Annotated in this window: 16 protein-coding genes; 6 read left to right on the top strand and 10 right to left on the bottom strand. The window is 64.3% G+C overall.

Annotation, left to right across the window (positions count from 1 at the left end; genetic code table 11):
• Positions 1 to 71: 71 nt before the first annotated feature.
• Both AC1RQP_RS34910 and AC1RQP_RS34905 read right to left on the bottom strand, forming a co-directional pair.
• Positions 72 to 731: a hypothetical protein gene (locus AC1RQP_RS34910; RefSeq protein WP_492941762.1), complete on the bottom strand. Its 660-nt coding sequence runs from the start codon at positions 729 to 731 to the stop codon at positions 72 to 74.
• A gap of 203 nt (positions 732 to 934) precedes the next feature.
• Positions 935 to 1,471 carry a helix-turn-helix domain-containing protein gene (locus AC1RQP_RS34905; protein WP_239622283.1) on the bottom strand — a complete coding sequence of 179 codons (537 nt, stop codon included), beginning with the start codon at positions 1,469 to 1,471 and terminating at the stop codon, positions 935 to 937.
• 129 nt (positions 1,472 to 1,600) lie between these two features.
• Here AC1RQP_RS34905 and AC1RQP_RS34900 point away from each other — a divergent pair, with 129 nt between their 5' ends.
• The gene (locus tag AC1RQP_RS34900) at positions 1,601 to 2,602 is read left to right on the top strand and encodes a helix-turn-helix transcriptional regulator (RefSeq protein WP_239622282.1); all 1,002 of its coding nucleotides are present in this window, start codon (positions 1,601 to 1,603) and stop codon (positions 2,600 to 2,602) included.
• Positions 2,603 to 2,705: 103 nt separating this feature from the next.
• Here AC1RQP_RS34900 and AC1RQP_RS34895 read toward each other — a convergent pair whose 3' ends face one another.
• From AC1RQP_RS34895 to AC1RQP_RS34880, 4 genes are all read right to left on the bottom strand, one after another.
• Entirely contained in the window at positions 2,706 to 3,110 is a 405-nt protein-coding gene (locus AC1RQP_RS34895) for a YccF domain-containing protein (protein ID WP_239622281.1), read from the bottom strand.
• Between the two features lie 299 nt (positions 3,111 to 3,409).
• A complete protein-coding gene (locus tag AC1RQP_RS34890) occupies positions 3,410 to 4,219 on the bottom strand; it encodes an enoyl-CoA hydratase/isomerase family protein (protein ID WP_492941759.1) in 810 nt (269 codons plus the stop codon).
• 101 nt (positions 4,220 to 4,320) lie between these two features.
• Positions 4,321 to 5,865, bottom strand: a complete 1,545-nt coding sequence (locus tag AC1RQP_RS34885) for an acyl-CoA synthetase (protein ID WP_492941757.1) — start codon at positions 5,863 to 5,865, stop codon at positions 4,321 to 4,323.
• 111 nt (positions 5,866 to 5,976) lie between these two features.
• A complete protein-coding gene (locus tag AC1RQP_RS34880; protein ID WP_492941755.1) occupies positions 5,977 to 6,786 on the bottom strand; it encodes a crotonase/enoyl-CoA hydratase family protein in 810 nt (269 codons plus the stop codon).
• Positions 6,787 to 6,891: 105 nt separating this feature from the next.
• Here AC1RQP_RS34880 and AC1RQP_RS34875 point away from each other — a divergent pair, with 105 nt between their 5' ends.
• Together AC1RQP_RS34875 and AC1RQP_RS34870 are read left to right on the top strand one after the other, a co-directional pair.
• The gene (locus AC1RQP_RS34875) at positions 6,892 to 7,764 is read left to right on the top strand and encodes an SDR family oxidoreductase (RefSeq protein ID WP_370114691.1); all 873 of its coding nucleotides are present in this window, start codon (positions 6,892 to 6,894) and stop codon (positions 7,762 to 7,764) included.
• A 152-nt stretch (positions 7,765 to 7,916) separates the two neighbouring features.
• Entirely contained in the window at positions 7,917 to 9,494 is a 1,578-nt protein-coding gene (locus tag AC1RQP_RS34870) for a fatty acid--CoA ligase (protein ID WP_492941753.1), read from the top strand.
• 119 nt (positions 9,495 to 9,613) lie between these two features.
• On the opposite strand, the gene AC1RQP_RS34865 is transcribed toward AC1RQP_RS34870, so the two are convergent.
• Complete coding sequence (locus AC1RQP_RS34865; protein WP_448042299.1) at positions 9,614 to 10,888, bottom strand: acyl-CoA dehydrogenase family protein; 1,275 nt, start codon at positions 10,886 to 10,888, stop codon at positions 9,614 to 9,616.
• A 213-nt stretch (positions 10,889 to 11,101) separates the two neighbouring features.
• On the opposite strand from AC1RQP_RS34865, the gene AC1RQP_RS34860 reads away from it, so the two are divergent.
• Complete coding sequence (locus tag AC1RQP_RS34860) at positions 11,102 to 11,881, top strand: enoyl-CoA hydratase-related protein (protein ID WP_492941750.1); 780 nt, start codon at positions 11,102 to 11,104, stop codon at positions 11,879 to 11,881.
• Positions 11,882 to 12,210: 329 nt separating this feature from the next.
• Here the strand turns inward: AC1RQP_RS34860 and AC1RQP_RS34855 are convergent, their stop codons facing one another.
• The 3 genes from AC1RQP_RS34855 to AC1RQP_RS34845 are packed head-to-tail and all read right to left on the bottom strand — an operon-like array spanning position 12,211 to position 14,363.
• Positions 12,211 to 12,588, bottom strand: a complete 378-nt coding sequence (locus AC1RQP_RS34855) for a DUF6285 domain-containing protein (RefSeq protein WP_239622273.1) — start codon at positions 12,586 to 12,588, stop codon at positions 12,211 to 12,213.
• A 3-nt stretch (positions 12,589 to 12,591) separates the two neighbouring features.
• Positions 12,592 to 13,578 carry a phosphotransferase family protein gene (locus tag AC1RQP_RS34850; RefSeq protein ID WP_492941748.1) on the bottom strand — a complete coding sequence of 329 codons (987 nt, stop codon included), beginning with the start codon at positions 13,576 to 13,578 and terminating at the stop codon, positions 12,592 to 12,594.
• Positions 13,575 to 14,363 carry an enoyl-CoA hydratase/isomerase gene (locus tag AC1RQP_RS34845; protein WP_239622271.1) on the bottom strand — a complete coding sequence of 263 codons (789 nt, stop codon included), beginning with the start codon at positions 14,361 to 14,363 and terminating at the stop codon, positions 13,575 to 13,577. Before AC1RQP_RS34845 ends, AC1RQP_RS34850 begins: the two co-directional genes overlap by 4 nt.
• 179 nt (positions 14,364 to 14,542) lie before the next feature.
• Between AC1RQP_RS34845 and AC1RQP_RS34840 the strand changes: the two genes are divergently transcribed.
• Together AC1RQP_RS34840 and AC1RQP_RS34835 are read left to right on the top strand one after the other, a co-directional pair.
• Positions 14,543 to 15,322, top strand: coding sequence for an SDR family NAD(P)-dependent oxidoreductase (locus tag AC1RQP_RS34840; RefSeq protein ID WP_492941745.1), 780 nt, complete (start codon positions 14,543 to 14,545; stop codon positions 15,320 to 15,322).
• 130 nt (positions 15,323 to 15,452) lie between these two features.
• Entirely contained in the window at positions 15,453 to 15,833 is a 381-nt protein-coding gene (locus AC1RQP_RS34835; protein ID WP_492941743.1) for a VOC family protein, read from the top strand.
• Positions 15,834 to 16,111 lie beyond the last annotated feature (278 nt).

The raw sequence follows: 16,111 nt of genomic DNA, 5'->3' as shown, positions 1-16,111 counted from the left end.
AACTTGAAATCTTTCGATGCGCTCGGTCGCTCAATTCACCGGGCTGAGGGAAAACCCGCTCCTCTCTCGTCTCAATAACAGGGCGGATACGGGTAATAGCCGCATGCCGGCCGCGCGTAGGGGTGATAGTACGCAGCCGCGCCATATGCGGCGCCTGCATACATCGCGCCGCGGAATGCGCTACGCCGGGCAACGCCGGCGAACGACAGCGGCGTGAACGGCCGCCCGATGATATCGATGAAGAGGGCAGCGCCACCGTCGGCGCCGGCAAGATCGCCTTCCAGAGTCTGGACATGGAAGGTGAGCTTGTCGCCCTCGAGCTTCGGGTTCTTGAGGACCACGACGGCGTCCTTGACCGAACCATCCTTGCCCAGCACGGAAACGGTCGCGTTCGGAGGATTTTTGGTGAAACTGTCGTCACCCGATCCCCACTCCGCGATCACGTCAGCGGTCGCCTGGTGGCCTGCGGAGCGTACTGGACGGTCGGCAAATATGATGGAGCTGGGCGACACGCCGGTCAAAGTGAGTGTATCCCCTTGCAACGTGGCGCCACGGGAGTTGAGCACGAACAGCGACGGCACGATCTCGGGTTTGGCTGAGGCTGCTGGCGTGCCGATAGTCTTCATGGAAGACGGTGCCGCCGCGTTCTGGGCGAGCGACGCACTGGCGCTACAAAACGTCATGGCCAGGGCGAGTATTGCGATAATCCGATCTAGTCCTGCGATCCGCATGTGACGTTCACTCCTGTTTGCCGCTCGTCTTTTTCGTTGGCTGTTGCCTGCCGAAACCCAATGGTTGACGGCAGGTATTCCAAATGCCTGCATGACGCGCTTCCCAGTTCACTGATCAATCAAGGCACGCTCGCACAGCGTGCAGAATGATCTCTCGATGTCGCCGCGTCTTGCCATTTCGCGCCAATCATTCCGAGGTCGAGTTAGTCATTTCGAGGTCCTGAGAAGCGCTTACCTGCCGGCTTTCGGGCAAAAGGACCGCATTTCGCGCCATTCGTCCGGTTTGACTGCTGTCGCCGATAGACGTTGGGTTGGATCTTCATCAAGCGCGCGAAGTTGCGGCTGAAGCTGCTGGCACCTGCGAAACCCAAACGCGCAGCGATGTCGGCGATGTTTTCGTCCGATTCCGCGAGCAGATGGCAGGCGGTGTCGAGCCGAACCTCCGCGACGAGCTCAGCGTAGGTGGTGCCCATCTCGGCAAGGCGGCGCTGCAGCGAGCGGGCACTGATGCCGAGCCGGTGCGCCGTTTGGGGGAGCACCGCACGGTCCTGGCGCAGCGACGCGGCGATGGCCGCTCGGACAGCGTATCGGGACGGCGTGGGGACTCGCTTCATGATGCGGCGCAAAACCTCCGCTCTTCCGACATATTCGCCAATGTTTACGCAGAAGACGCCGTTACGTATGGCCATCGCGCGCCAAAATGCGACTTCGCCGACCGTTGCGAAGGGTAGCACCGGCATGATGCCGCAGCGCAGCGTGGCAAGGTTGATCTTGAACTCAGTCTAAAGTAGCATCATGAGCAAAGCGCGCGGTTGCATCACCTTGGGAGGCCGGGACAGCGGAAAGCCGTGACGTCCCGGGGCACGACCATGAAGGCCATTGTCGTGGCGCGCTGCGCCCTGCTTGCACCTTTCGTTGAGGTTTTGAACGATGTCGGGGCCCCGGCTGAACGGATGCTGAGCAGGTTCGGCCTGCCAGCACATCCCGAACAGAAGCCCAATGACTATTTCCCACTCATTCCCGCACTTCAGTTCGCAACGATTGCACAGTCATCGCAGGGGATTACGGATCTTGGATTTCGAGCCGTCCAACGAATGCACTTTGGTCATATGAGTGACCAACTTCAAGCTGCGGTTCGCCACGCGCCGACCCTGTTTTCCGTCTTGGAGCAATGGTGTCAGCTTATCCAGATCGAAGACAACTTCGTCCGCTATTGGCTCGAGCGTCATGATGACCTCTTGAGGGTTTGCAACAGCATCTCCGGAACTGCTGGAACTCTGCATCTCGAGCATACGCAATGGCTGCAGAACGTGATGATGGTGTACGTCATCCGCCAGTTTGCAGGGCCGAATTGGGCGCCGGCGACCATCGCCTTTGAAGCTCGATACACGCCTGGTCCCGAGACCCAATCCCGGTGGCCTCACACCCGTTTCCTGTCGGGTCAGAAGGTTTCATGGATTGATGTGCCCATTTCACTGCTGAGCTTACCCAATCCGGTGAAGCCCGCGGCATCAGGCCCATCGGAGCGCGAGTTTCAGCGCATCGGCACCGATGCCATAACATCGCTCAAGATGATGCTTCCGTCGTACCTGGATGAGGGCCCCCTCGGCATCGCCGAGGTAGCCGAGATCGCCGGGACCAGCGTGAGAAGCCTTCAGCGCGGCCTCGCAAGCGCAGGACTGACATACTCTCGCTTGCTCGATCAGGTCCGGTTCGAGAAAGGTGCCGACTTGCTGCGCAAGACGGACGCCAGGATAATCGATGTTGCCTTGGCCACGGGTTACACCGACCCGGCTCACTTTGCCCGTGCGTTCCGCCGCATGGCGGGCATAACGCCGCGCGAGTTTCGAGAGAATTCGCCGCGAGCCTAGCGATGCGAAAGTCCTACAGGAGCGTCGATCGCCGCGAGGCTCCAAAGTCAGCTTCGCCGGAGCGCACCGGACCCCGCGACCGACATTGACGCGTCCGCGCGCCTCAAGCCGGCACGATCACCTTGCCGATCGGCCAGAGCGCGATGCCCGCGAGCTTGAGATGGGCCCATGCGAAGGGGATGCCGATGATTGTGATCGCGAGGACCAGCGCGGTCAGGACATGGCCGAGCGCCAGCCACCAGCCGGCGAGCACGAACCAGATGATGTTGCCGATCACCCCGAGCGGGCCGGTGCCGATATCGCTCATGCCGGTGACCTCGTCGCGGCGCACCGCCCGCGAGCCGAACGGCAGCAGCGTGTAGACGGCGATGTTGAACGCCGCCCGCGCCCAGGGCAGGCCGATGATGGTGATGGCCATGATGATGGCAGCCACCAGCCAGCCAAACGCCATCCAGGCGCCGCCGATCAGGATCCAGAGGATGTTGAGGAGAATGGAGACGGGGGCCATGGTTCTATCCGCAGGTCGATGACCCCGCCTATATAGGTGCGAAATCTGTCCCTGCTAAGACAGCGTAGCCCTGATGAAGCGAGTATCGCATTTTCCGCGAGCGGAGCGCGCGCCTCGTCCTTCGAGACGACCGCTTCGCGGTCTCCTCAGGATGAGGCTAAGCAGCATTGGCGCCCGTTGAAAGTGGCGCCGCACACCAGATCCTCATCCTGAGGGCCCGCCGACGGCGGGCGTCTCGAAGGATGGCCGCAGGCGAAATCGCTCTCACACGCGATTGCTCTGGGGCTACGGACAACCGGCTACCGCCCCTCGAATTTCGGCTCGCGCTTCTCCATGAAGGCCTTCATGCCCTCGGCCATGTCCTCCGTCCTGAACAGCGGCAGGAGCTGCAGATAGACGTGGTGGACGTGGTCGGAGAAGTTTTCGTTGAGGCCCATCCGCATCATGCGCTTGGAGGCCTGCACCGCCAGCGGCGCATTGGTGGCGATTTCGCGCGCGATCGTCATGGCGCGGCTCATCAGCTCGGCGTCCGGCACGACCTCGTTGGCGAGGCCCCATTCGAGGCACTCGCGCGCACTCAGCGTACGGCCCGTGAAGATCAGCTCGGAGGCCTTGGCCCAGCCGAGCATGCGCGGCAACAGCCAGGTGCCGCCGGACTCCGGCACCACGCCGCGCTTGACGAAGGCGGCGGCGAGCTTTGCCGACTCCGCCATGATGCGGATGTCGCAGCCGAGCGCGGTGTCCATGCCATAACCGGCGGCGCCGCCGTTGACCGCGCAGATGGTGGGCTTGTCCATCGCATGCAGGACCGTGGGCGGGGTATTGCGGAGATTGATCGTGGTCGGCGAGGACGCGGCGCTGAGACCGTTGCCGTCGCGCTCCTTGCGCAGGTCGAGGCCGGCGCAGAACGCCCTGCCCTTGCCGGTGAGGATCACGACGCGGACATTCCTGTCCTCATTGGCCTCGGTCAGCAGGCGGGCGAGATCGTTCAGCATCGGCCCGGAGATCGTGTTCATGCGCTCCGGCGCGTTCAGCGTGATGGTCGCGATGTGGTCGGCGACCGTGTAGAGGACTTCGCTTGTGATGTCCCCATCTGTCATGTCGCTCATGAAAGCCCCTCGGTCTCGTAGCCCGGATGAGCGCAGCGACATCCGGGACAGTGGTTGCTGGTCGTCCCGGGTATCGCTGCGCTCACCCGGGCTACGCACCGTCAGATCTTCCGTCCGGCCTGCTCCCAATAGGGATCGCGCAGGCGGCGCTTGAAGATCTTGCCGGAATCTTCGCGCGGCAGCCCGCTGCGGATCTCGATGTGCTTGGGCACCTTGTAGTCGGCGAGCGAGGTCTTCAGTCGCGCGCGGACGCCGGCTTCATCGAGCGTGATACCGGCCTGCGGCTCGACCACCGCCATCAGCGCTTCGCCGAACTCAGCGTCGGGGATCCCGAACACGGCGCAATCATGCACGCCGGGCACGGCGTGCAGCACGGATTCAATCTCGGCTGGGTAGATGTTGACGCCGCCCGAGATCACCATGTCGCGCTTGCGGTCGCAGATGAAGACGTAGCCGTCCTCGTCGATGTAGCCGACGTCGCCGGAGGTGATGAAGCCATCGCGGTCGATCTCGGCGCGCTTCTCCGGCTTGTTGTGATAGGTGAAGTCGGCCATCTCGGCCATGCGGGAATAGATCTCGCCGATCTCGCCGACGCCAAGCACGCGGCCGTCCTCGGCGATGAACCGCAGCTCGGCACCCGGCGAAATCCTGCCGACGGTGCCGGGCTTCTTCAGCGCGTCCTCCGACGTCGCGAAGGTGACCGCGCTGGATTCGGTCGAGCCGTAGAATTCGTAAATCACCGGCCCCCACCATTCGATCATGGCGCGCTTGACGTCGGCCGGACACGGCGCGGCGGCGTGGATGACATGGCGCAGCGAGGACACGTCGTACTTGTTGCGCACCGCCTCCGGCAGCTTCATCAGGCGGATGAACATGGTCGGCACCATGAAGATGGTGTCGATCTTGTATCGCTCGATCGCCTGCAGGAATTCCTCCGTCTCGAAGCGCGGCATCAGCACCAAGACGCCACCGAGCTTGCCGGCACGGATGCCGAATGAATTCGGCGCGGAGTGATAGAGCGGGCCCGGCAGCAGCGCCCGGGCGCCGGGCTTGAGCCCATAGATCATCGCGCGCATGCGCTCGCCGGCCGCCGCCTGCTCCGGCGTCGGCGCATATCGCCGCACGCCCTTGGGATGGCCCGTCGTGCCCGACGTGTAGATCATATTCATGGGCTGCGGCACCACCGGGCCGTCATAAGGCCGGTGCTGCGCGAGCCAGGATTCGAGACCGATCGCGAAGTCCGGCGTCGTCAGATGATCGGGATCGATCTTGTAGGTGGACAGGATCTCCGGCGGCGTCGGCACGCTGAGCACGGTGACACCCTTCGGTATCGCGTCGCGCAAGCCGTGCAGCATGTCGGCATGCGCGATCATGACTGCGGTGCCGGAGTCCTTGAGGATATAAGTGATCTCCTCCGGCTTGAAGTGCCAGTTGATCGGCACGCCATAGGCGCCGAGCCGCATCGCGGCGTAGGCGGCTTCGAGGAAGGCGATGTCGTTGCGCATCAGCATGCAGACGCAATCGCCAGGCTTGACGCCGAGCTTGGCGAGGCCGGCGGCGATGCGGTCGCTACGGTCTGCGACCTCGGCGTGGGCACGACGGCGCTCACCGGAGACGATGCCGAGGAACTCTGACGTTTCGCTCATTGTTGTTTTTCTTTGTTGTCGTGTTGTCATTCCGGGGCGATGCGCAGCATCGAACCCGGAATCTCGAGGTTCCGGGTTCGGTCCTGCGGACCGCCCCGGAATGACAGAAAGCTAATCCGCGAATCTCGGCGCGCGCTTCTCCAGATTGGCGCGCACTGCTTCGGTTTGGTTGGCGCTGCCGATCAGCTTCTGCTGCTCGACGGATTCGGCGAGCAGCGCCGGGCCCGGATCGACCGAGAGATTGTTGAGCATCCGCTTGGCCGCCCGGATCGCATCGGGGCTCTTGCCGGCGATCTCGCGCGCGGCTTCGAGGGCGCTCGCGCGCGGGTCGTCGCAGATGCGCGTGGCGAGGCCGTAGGCCATCGCCTCCTGGGCGGAGAAGATGCGGCCGGTGTAGGTGAGATCGCGCAAAATGTCGTCGCGCACGAGCGAGGCCAGGATTGGCGTGCCCGCCATGTCGGGCACGAGGCCCCATTTGATCTCCATGATCGACATCCGCGCGTCCGCCGAAAGAAAGCGCATATCGGCACCGAGCGAGAGCTGAAAGCCACCGCCGAAGGCGACGCCATGCACTGCCGCGATCACGGGCACTGGGAGTTGGCGCCAGCCCCACACGGCGGCCTGCGGAAAGTTGGCCTGGCCATGCGTGCGTTTGGTGAGATCACGATTTTCGCCACCCGGAATTCCGTTGCCGCCCTTCTCCTTCATGGCGGCAAAACGCCCCATGTCGAGGCCGGCGCAGAAGGCGCGGCCTTCGCCCGACAGCACGACAGCGCGTAGGCCTTTTTCCTTCGAAAGCCGCTCGGTTGCGGCGACAAGGGCCTCGAACATCGCCTGATCAAGGGCATTCATCTTGTCCGCGCGCACCAGCCGCACGTCGGCGACGCCTTCCGAGATCGAGATCGAGACGCGCTCTTCCATGGACGAATTCTCCCCTGTTCTTGTTCAGTGCCGCTTTACAGGACGCTGGCGGCCGGATTTAGTCAATCGACCAATTAACTGACAATCCCTACGGGGGAAACAGCCATGTTCAAGGAAAATCTTCTCGCCGGCCGGAGCATTCTCGTGACCGGCGGCGGCACGGGTCTCGGCAAGTCGATGGCGGCGCGCTTCCTCCAGCTCGGCGCCGACGTGCACATTTGCGGCCGCCGCAAGATCGTCTGCGACGAGACCGCGACCGAGCTGATGGATCGCCATGGCGGCCGCGTCACCAGCCACGGCGTCGACATCCGCAACGCGCTCGCGGTCGAGGAGATGGTGGAGAACATCTTCCGCGAGGCTCCGCTGACCGACCTCATCAACAACGCCGCCGGCAATTTCATCTCGCGCACCGAGGAGCTGTCGCCGCGCGGCTTCGACGCGGTCGCCAACATCGTCATGCACGGCACGTTCTACGTGACGCATGCCGTGGGCAAGCGCTGGATCGCTTTGAAGCAGCCCGGCAACGTCGTCTCCATCACCGTGACCTGGGTGCGCAACGGCTCGCCTTACGTGGTGCCGTCGGCGATGAGCAAGTCGGCGATCCACGCCATGACGATGTCGCTGGCGACCGAATGGGGCCGCTACGGCATCCGCCTCAACACCATCGCGCCCGGCGAGATCCCGACAGAGGGCATGAGCAAGCGCATCAAGCCGGGCGATGAAGCCGGCGCGCGCACCAAGGCGATGAACCCGATGGGCCGCGTTGGCACCATGGAGGAACTGCAGAACCTCGCGGTGTTCCTGATCTCCGGCGGCTGCGACTGGATCAACGGCGAGACCATCGCCATGGACGGCGCACAAGCGCTCGCCATGGGCGGCAATTTCTACCAGCTCCGCGACTGGAGCGACGACGACTGGAAGACCGCGCGCGAGAGCATCATGGCGCAGAACGAGAAGGACCGGGCGAAGCGGGGCTAGTCGCTGCCGCGTGCCCCCGGGGCGGCGGCGCATCACTTCGTGCTGCGCCGCGTCCGGGACACGAAGCCACAACTGCGCTCCTCCCCGTCTTGTCTTCACCCGCGGATGACGCCACACTCCCAGGCATAAGAACAAGACGTCACGGGAGAAACATGTCCACACAGCCATTGGCGAATCTCGCCGACATGGTGCGCGAGCGCGCGAAGAGCCGTGGTAACGCCATCGCCTATGAATTCGAAGGGCGCACTACCAGCTTTGCCGAGTTCGACGTCACGACCAACAAGGTCGCCAACGCCCTGATCGCGATGGGCGTGAAGAAGGGCGACCGTATCGCCTATCTCGGCAAGAACAGCGATGCCTATTTCGAGCTGCTGATGGGCGCGATGAAGGCCGGCGTCGTGATGGCGCCGGTGAACTGGCGGCTCGCGGGGCCCGAAGTCGCCTTCATCGTCGAAGACTGCAGGGCTCCGGTGCTGTTCGTCGGGCCGGAGTTCATCACACAGGTCCGCCAGATCAGGGACCGGCTGCCGGGCGTGCGCACCGTCATCACCACCGAAGGCGGCGCACCGGAATGGCAGGATTTTGCGGCCTGGCGCGATGCGCAGAGCGGCGATGATCCGAAGATGCCTATCGACACGAAAGACATTGCGATCCAGCTCTACACTTCGGGCACGACGGGCAAGCCGAAGGGCGCGATGCTGTCGCATGCAAACTTCCTCAACCTGGTGCAGACAGGCAATGCCGAGGACAAGCCCGAATGGAACCGGTGGTCGACCGACGACGTCTCGCTGGTCGCGATGCCGATCTTCCACATCGGCGGCTCCGGCTGGGGCGTGATGGGGCTCTATCATGGCGCCCGCGGCGTGATCGCGCGCGAATTCGATCCGACCAAGGTTCTGGATTTCTTCGAGCAGTCGGGCATTACGAAACTGTTCATGGTGCCGGCGGCGATGCAGTTCGTGGTGCGGCAGCCGCGCGCCAGGACGGTGGATTTCTCGCGACTGAAATACATGCTCTACGGCGCCTCCCCGATTCCCGCGGCGCTGCTGAAGGAGTGCATCGAGGTCTTCAAATGCGGCTTCGTGCAGATGTACGGCATGACCGAGACGACGGGAACGATCGTGGCGCTGCCGCCGGAGGATCACGTCGAGGGGCTCGAGCGGATGCGCTCGGCCGGCAAGGCGCTGCCGGGCGTCGAGATCGCCATCCTGGACGTGGACGGCAAGCCGCTGCCGCCGCGCCAGGTCGGCGAGATCGCGACGCGCTCGGGCTCGAACATGGCGGGCTACTGGAATTTGCCTGAAGCGACCGCTGCGACGCTGCGCAGCGACGGCTGGCTGCGCACCGGCGATGCCGGCTACATGGACGAGGACGGCTATCTCTACATCCACGACCGCATCAAGGACATGATCATCTCGGGCGGCGAGAACATCTACCCGGCCGAGGTCGAGAGCGCGCTGTGCGATCATCCTGACGTCGCCGAGGCCGCCGTGATCGGCGTGCCCGACGACAAGTGGGGCGAGGCGGTGAAGGCGGTGGTGGTGATGAAGCCCGGCAAGCAGGCGACCGCCACCGACATCATCAACTTCACCCGCGAGCGCATCGCCGGCTACAAGACGCCGAAGAGCGTGGAATTCCTGCCGGCGCTGCCGCGCAATCCCTCAGGCAAGATCCTGCGCCGGCAATTGCGCGAGCCGTATTGGGCGGGGAAGGATCGGCGGGTGAATTGATCCGCGATCTCGTAGGGTGTGCAAAGGCGCAAAGCGCCGTGCCCACCATTCTTTCATGATCGCGACAGAAATCGTGGGCACTCTTGCGCTTTGCCTACCCTACGAGAGCGCTGCAAGCCTTAGTGCTTCCCCGGTCCCATATAGCCGAACAGGAACCCCGCCACTTTCCGCATCTGGATCTCCTCGCTGCCTTCGGTGATGCGATATCTCCGGTGGTGGCGGTAGATGTGCTCGAACGGCTTGTGGCGTGAGTAGCCCATGCCACCGTGGACCTGCATGGCGCGATCGGCGGATTCGCAGCAAAGGCGGTTTGCCCAGTAGTTGCACATCGAGACGCGGTCGGAGAGCGTACGCTCGATCTGTTCCTCGGTGAGCTGATCCATCTCCCAGGCGGTCTTGCGGATCAGAAGGCGCAACATCTCGGCCTGGGTGGCGAGCTCGACCAGCGGGAACTGGATCGCCTGGTTCTCGGCCAGTGCCCTGCCGAACGGCTTGCGCTCGCGGGCATACTTCACGCTCTCGTTGATGCAGTAGACGGCGGCCCCCAGCGAGCTCGCAGCCTGGCGGATGCGGTTCTGGTGCACGAAGCACTGCGCCAGCGACAGGCCGCGGCCGACCTCGCCGAACAGCGCATCCTCCGGCACGAACACGTCGGTGAAGCTGACGCGCGGATGATCAGTCGGCATGTTGAAGGTCCACATGTATTCCTCGACCTTCACCCCGTGGCTCTTCGCGGGAACCAGGAAGCAGGTGATACCGCGAGCATCGCCGTCGTTTCCCGACGTTCGCGCGAACAGCGCGCAGTGGGTGGCGACATGCATGCCGGTGGTCCACATCTTCTCGCCGTTGATGATCCAGCCCTTGACGTTGTCGCGGGTCGCGGGTACCGCGCGCGTCTCCATATGGGTGGCGTCCGAGCCGTGATGCGGCTCGGTCAGGCCGAAGGTGATGCGGTACTTGCCCCTGATCGAACCGTCGATCATCGCCTTCTGGTCGTCGCGGCCGTAGCGGTCAAGCATGGTGACGACAGGAAAGTTGCCGACGATCGAGTGCTCGTTCTGGAGGTCGTTGTGCAGGCCGAGACCCTTTGCAGCAAAATGCTCGCGGATCACGGCCATCCAGAGGTTCGAGCCGTCCTTGCCGCCATATTGCTTCGGCACCGGAAAGCGCAGGTGCCCGGCGGCGTCGGCGAGATCCTTGGCCTTGCGCAGCAGCGCTTCCCATTCGTGGCGCGGCAGGCCGCCATTTTCGAAATCGGTGCGTGCCCATTCGCGGCGATGGTCGAAGAAGCGGATGTTGTCGTCGGCCTCCTCCAGCGGCTTGATCTCGCGTTCGATGAAGCGGTCGAGCTCTCCGAGATAGGCGACGAGATCGGCAGGCAATGAGAAATCCAAAGCTTCTCTCCCGGATTGATTTTGTCGTTTTGCGTTAAGGCGCTAGGCGCGCTCATGCTTCGCACGATTAAGGTGAGAAGAGCGCGCGCAAGTCAAGCAAGCCGAGGCGTGTGGCGCGCGCAAGGCGCACCAGCGCAATTCGATGGTGCTCCGCCGCCAGCGCGCGGTAGTATGCCGCCAATATTCCTTCACGAGAAAATGCGGGAGCGCGCGATGGAGCTGAAATTTTCCAAGGTGGAACGCAAGGGACCGATCACAATCGTCACGCTGTCGCGGCCCGAGGTCTACAACGCGCTGCATACCGATGCGCATTTTGAACTTCAGAAGGTGTTTGACGATTTCTCTGGCGACCCCGAGCAGTGGATCGCCATCGTCACGGGCAGTGGCGAAAAGGCGTTCTGCGCCGGCAACGACCTGAAGTGGCAGGCGGCGGGCGGCAAGCGCGGCTGGGACAAAGGCGGCTTTGCCGGCCTCACCTCGCGGTTCGACTGCGACAAGCCGATCATCGCTGCGGTGAATGGCGTCGCGATGGGCGGCGGCTTCGAGATCGCGCTGGCGTGCGACCTGATCATTGCGTCGGAGAACGCGACCTTCGCCCTGCCCGAGCCGCGCGTCGGCCTCGCCGCCCTCGCCGGCGGCCTGCACCGCCTGCCGCGGCAGATCGGGCTCAAGCGTGCCATGGGCATGATCCTCACCGCGCGCCATGTCAGCGCCAGGGAAGGCCAGGAGCTCGGCTTCGTCAACGAGGTGGTGCCGCAGGGCGAGGCGCTCGCGGCCGCGCTGCGCTGGGCCGAGATGATCGCCAAGAATTCGCCGATGTCGATCCGGGCCTCGAAGCAGGCGATCCAGAAGGGGCTTGGCGTGTCGCTGGAGCAGGCGATCGAGGACCAGCGTGAGTATCCGGCCGTGAAGGCGATGGTCGCCTCGCAGGACTACATCGAGGGCCCGAAGGCGTTCTCGGAGAAGCGGCCGCCGAAATGGGTGGGGAAGTAGGACGGTCTTTCTCTCGTCATTGCGAGCGCAGCGAAGCAATCCAGAATCCCTCCATGGAGACAGTCTGGATTGCTTCGTCGCAAGGGCTCCTCGCAATGACGGCGGAGAGAGTAGCGCAACTGCCTCAACATCATCGGTTTCATGCCCCGGCTTGCCGCCTTCGCTGAAGCTCCGGCGTGCCGAGCAACCCTGCGGGCCTCGGCGGAGCCTTGGCGGAGCCGGGACCGGGGCATCCAGTACGCCGCGGCCTCTCAGCATCTCGCTGCGTCTCTGGAATACTGGATCGTCCGGTCAAGCCGGACGATGACAGCGCAGCATGTAGCGCGGACCTATCCGCCCCGCTCCAACTCCCGCTTGTAGGACGCGTAGCTCGGCTGATCGACGGCGAGCTTGTCCATCGTGGTCGCCCAAAGATGCTCGGCGAGGCCTGGCGTTGCGAGATCGATCTCGCCTTTCGCGATCCGCTCGGCCAGCGCGCGGTTGAGCTCCCTCACCGAGCCGTCCATACCGAGCAGCGCACGCAACCGCTCCACTTCCGCGGCATCGCTCCCCTCCTCCCGCGTCAGCTGCCGCGTCACGAGGTCGAGGATGTTGATGGCAACGCGCAGCTTGAAGGCCTGGTGGCCCGAGATCAGCGGCGTGATGTCGTTGCGGAGGAAATCGGCGACCGCCTTGGTCAGCTCGATGGGTGTCGGCTCGTCCTGCATGCGTCAGCTCCCGCGCGGCGCCAGGAGCCGCAACAGATCGATCTCGGTCTCGGAGGCACGGCGGCCGATCATGGCCCGCTCCATGGAATGGACGGGGCCCTCGCGGAATCGCTGCATCATGCCGCCGCACATGATGCCCCAGCGCAGCGTGCCCATCACTTCCCAGAATTTCACGCGCACCGGATCGACCTTTCGGCCTGCGGCCTCGTAGCCGGCGAACAGCTCCTCGCGTGTGCCGAAACCGCCGACCGGCTTGTCGATCTCCCCGAAGCGCCAGGAGTTCACACAGACCCAGCCGAGGTCCTCCATGGGATCGCCGAGATGGGCGAGCTCCCAGTCGAGCACGGCACGGACGCCGTCGGCGCCGATGATGAGATTGCCGTTGCGGAAATCGCCATGCACCAGCGTGGTCTCGGCCGCGGGACCGGGATCGTGGTCGCGCAGCCAGCGCAGCGCCACTTCGAACACGGGCTTGGGCCAGTCCAGGCTGCGATAGTCGCGCTCGAACTCGCCGATCTCCTTTGTCGCCGTCATGTGCCGCAGTTCGGGCAGCTTGTTCCGCGGCAGCCTGTGCAGGCCAGCAAGTATGCCGCCGATCTGCCGCGCCAGAAGCGGCCGCGCCGTGGCGTATTCGTCATCGCGCAGGATCTTGCGCGCGATGGTCTCGCCCTCGACCCGCTGCATGATGAAGCCGGTGCCGAGATCGTCTTCCGGCGCCAGTACATGCATCACGCGCGGTGACGGCACACCGGCCTCATAGGCGAGCTGCATCAGCTGCGCTTCCGCGGCAAGACCCGCCGCGCGTGTCGGCGCCGCGCCATATCCCTTCGGCGAACGGCGCAGGATCGCGCCGATCGGTCCATCGGGATGCACGATGTCGAAGCGCCAGGTTTCCTGGCTGGCGCCGCCGGACAGCTTGGCCGCTCCGGCGACGCCGGTCGCGCCCGGGCACCAGCGCCTGACGCTGCGCGAGAGTTCGGCCTCGATCATTTGCCCTTGAACTGCGCGGGACGCTTCTCGAGAAACGCGCCGACGCCCTCGCGAAAATCCTGGGTGTCGCCGGCACGGAGCTGGCACTGGAACTCGAGATTGAGCTGATCCTCGAAGGAATTTTCCGGGCTGTCCCAATAGAGCTTGCGGATCAGCGACAAAGCGATCGTCGGGCCGCTGGCGAGCTCGCGCGCGAGCTTCATCGCCTCTTCCATCAGCACGCCGTCATCGTAGACGCGGTTCACGAGGCCCCATTCCAGCGCCTTCTCCGCCGGCAGCCGCTCGCCCATCAGCGACAATTCGATCGAGCGCGCCCGGCCGACGAGCCGCGGCAGGAGCCAGGTCGAGCCGCAATCCGGCACGAGCCCGATGCGACGGAAGGCTTGCAGGAAATAGGACGAGCGCGCGCACAGGATCATGTCGCCGAGCAGCGCGAAGCTCATGCCGGCGCCGGCGGCGGGACCGTTGACCGCGGTGACGATCGGGCAATGCAGATTGCGGATGCGGCGCAGGAAGGGGTGGAAGCCGGTTTCCAGCGTCAGGCCGGCCTTGGTCTTCTTCGACTGGTTGTTGCGGCCCTGGAGATTCGCACCGGTGCAGAACGCGCGGCCCGCGCCGGTCAGCACCACGCAGCGCACCTCGTCCTTCTTCTCCTCGATCGCATCGAGCGCCTCGGCGAGGCCGCCCAGCATGTCCACGGAGACCGCGTTCATCACCTCCTGATGGTCGAGCTTGAGGATCGCGACCGCGCCATCGAAATCGAGCGTGACGTGTTTGAACTGCATGGTTTCCTCGTCGGTTGCGGCCTGCGTCAGTTTCGCAGACCGGAATTACTTCTGCCGGGGCGCATATTTGATTTTTGTCGCGACCTTGTCCATGGTGATCGCAGCATAGCAAGCAATCTTGTGCGCAGCGGCTGATGCTGCCTCATGCCAGGACGTCTTGCCAAGAACAGGAAACGCGCATGAACCTTTTCGACCTCTCCGGCCGCGTCGCCGTGATCACCGGCGGCAATGGCGGCATCGGGCTCGGCATCGCCCAGGCGCTCGCGGCACAAGGCTGCAACGTCTCGATCTGGGGGCGCAATGCGGACAAGAACAAGGCTGCGGCCGCCAGCATGGCCGGCCTTGCCGGCAAGGTCGACACCCGCGTCTGCGACGTCACCGACCCGGCCTCGGTCAATTCCGCGATGAAGGCGACGCTCGACATTTTCGGCCGGGTCGACGGCTGCTTCGCCAATGCCGGCATCGGCGGCGGCGGCCGACGCTCCTTCATCGAGCGCACCGAGGAGGAATGGCGCACGATGTTCGCGACCAATCTCGACGGCGTGTTCCACGCCTTCCAGGCCGCGGCCAAGCACATGACCGAGCGCGCCAATGCCGGCGATCCCTTCGGCCGCCTCGTGGCGACTTCGAGCCTCGCCTCGATCTTCGGCACGGCGCGCAACGAGCATTACGCTGCGACGAAGGCCGCCATCAACGCGCTGGTGCGCGCGCTCGGCGTCGAGCTGGCGCGCCACGGAGTCACCGCCAACGCGATCCTGCCCGGCTGGATCAAGAGTGACATGACGGCAGGGCTCATGGCCAACGACAAGTTCGTCGCCAACGTCATGCCGCGGATTCCGATGCGGCGCTTCGGCGAGGCATCGGATTTCGGCGGCATCGCGGTGTATCTGATGAGCAAGGCGTCGTCGTATCACACCGCGGACACGTTCGTGATCGACGGCGGTTATACGGCGTTCTGACTCTCGTTGGGTGGGCAAAGCCGCACTTGCGGCGTGCCCGCCATGAGCATTTTCGATTATCGTGGTGGGCACGCTGCGCTTTGCCCATCCTACGGCATCTGATTTCAAAAGCGCAGAAGGGAATGGGCAAATGTTCTCGCACATCATGATCGGCACCAACGACCTCGACAAAGCCAAGACGTTCTACGACAATCTGCTGAGCACGCTCGAGGTCCGGCCGGCCAGGGTCGACGGCCATCGCATCTTCTACATCACCAAGACCGGCGTGTTCTCGGTCTCGAAGCCGATCAACGGCGAACCGGCGACCTGCGCGAATGGCGGCACGATCGGCTTTGCCTGCAGCTCCCCGGAGCAGGTCGACGCCTGGCACGCGGCTGGTGTCGCAGCCGGCGCAAAATCCATCGAGGATCCGCCAGGGGTGCGTCAGGGCCCTGGCGGCAAGCTCTATCTCGCCTATCTGCGCGACCTCGACGGCAACAAGATCTGCGCGATGCACCGGATGCCGGCGTGAGGCCGACCGGACTCTCCTCGTCATTGCGAGGAGCTCTTGCGACGAAGCAATCCAGACTGCCGCCGCGGTAAGATTCTGGATTGCTTCCGCCTTCGCCGAAGGCTTCGGCGGACAGGTCGCTGCGCTCGCAATGACGGAGTCCTGGGGATCTGACGGCGCTCCAGCCCACTCGCGCCGCCCCCCATTCAAACAACATTTCAAACGACCTCGCGATATTGCGTCGCGTGGCATGGCTCGCGTGACAAAAGCGCGCTCGCACTTTGGCGGCGCTGCGACTA

It is taken from the genome of Bradyrhizobium sp. GW821-FHT13H06 (genome assembly GCF_058803975.1).
The sequence above is the reverse complement of the archived record's forward strand: the minus strand, read 5'-3'. Positions and strand labels throughout refer to the sequence as shown.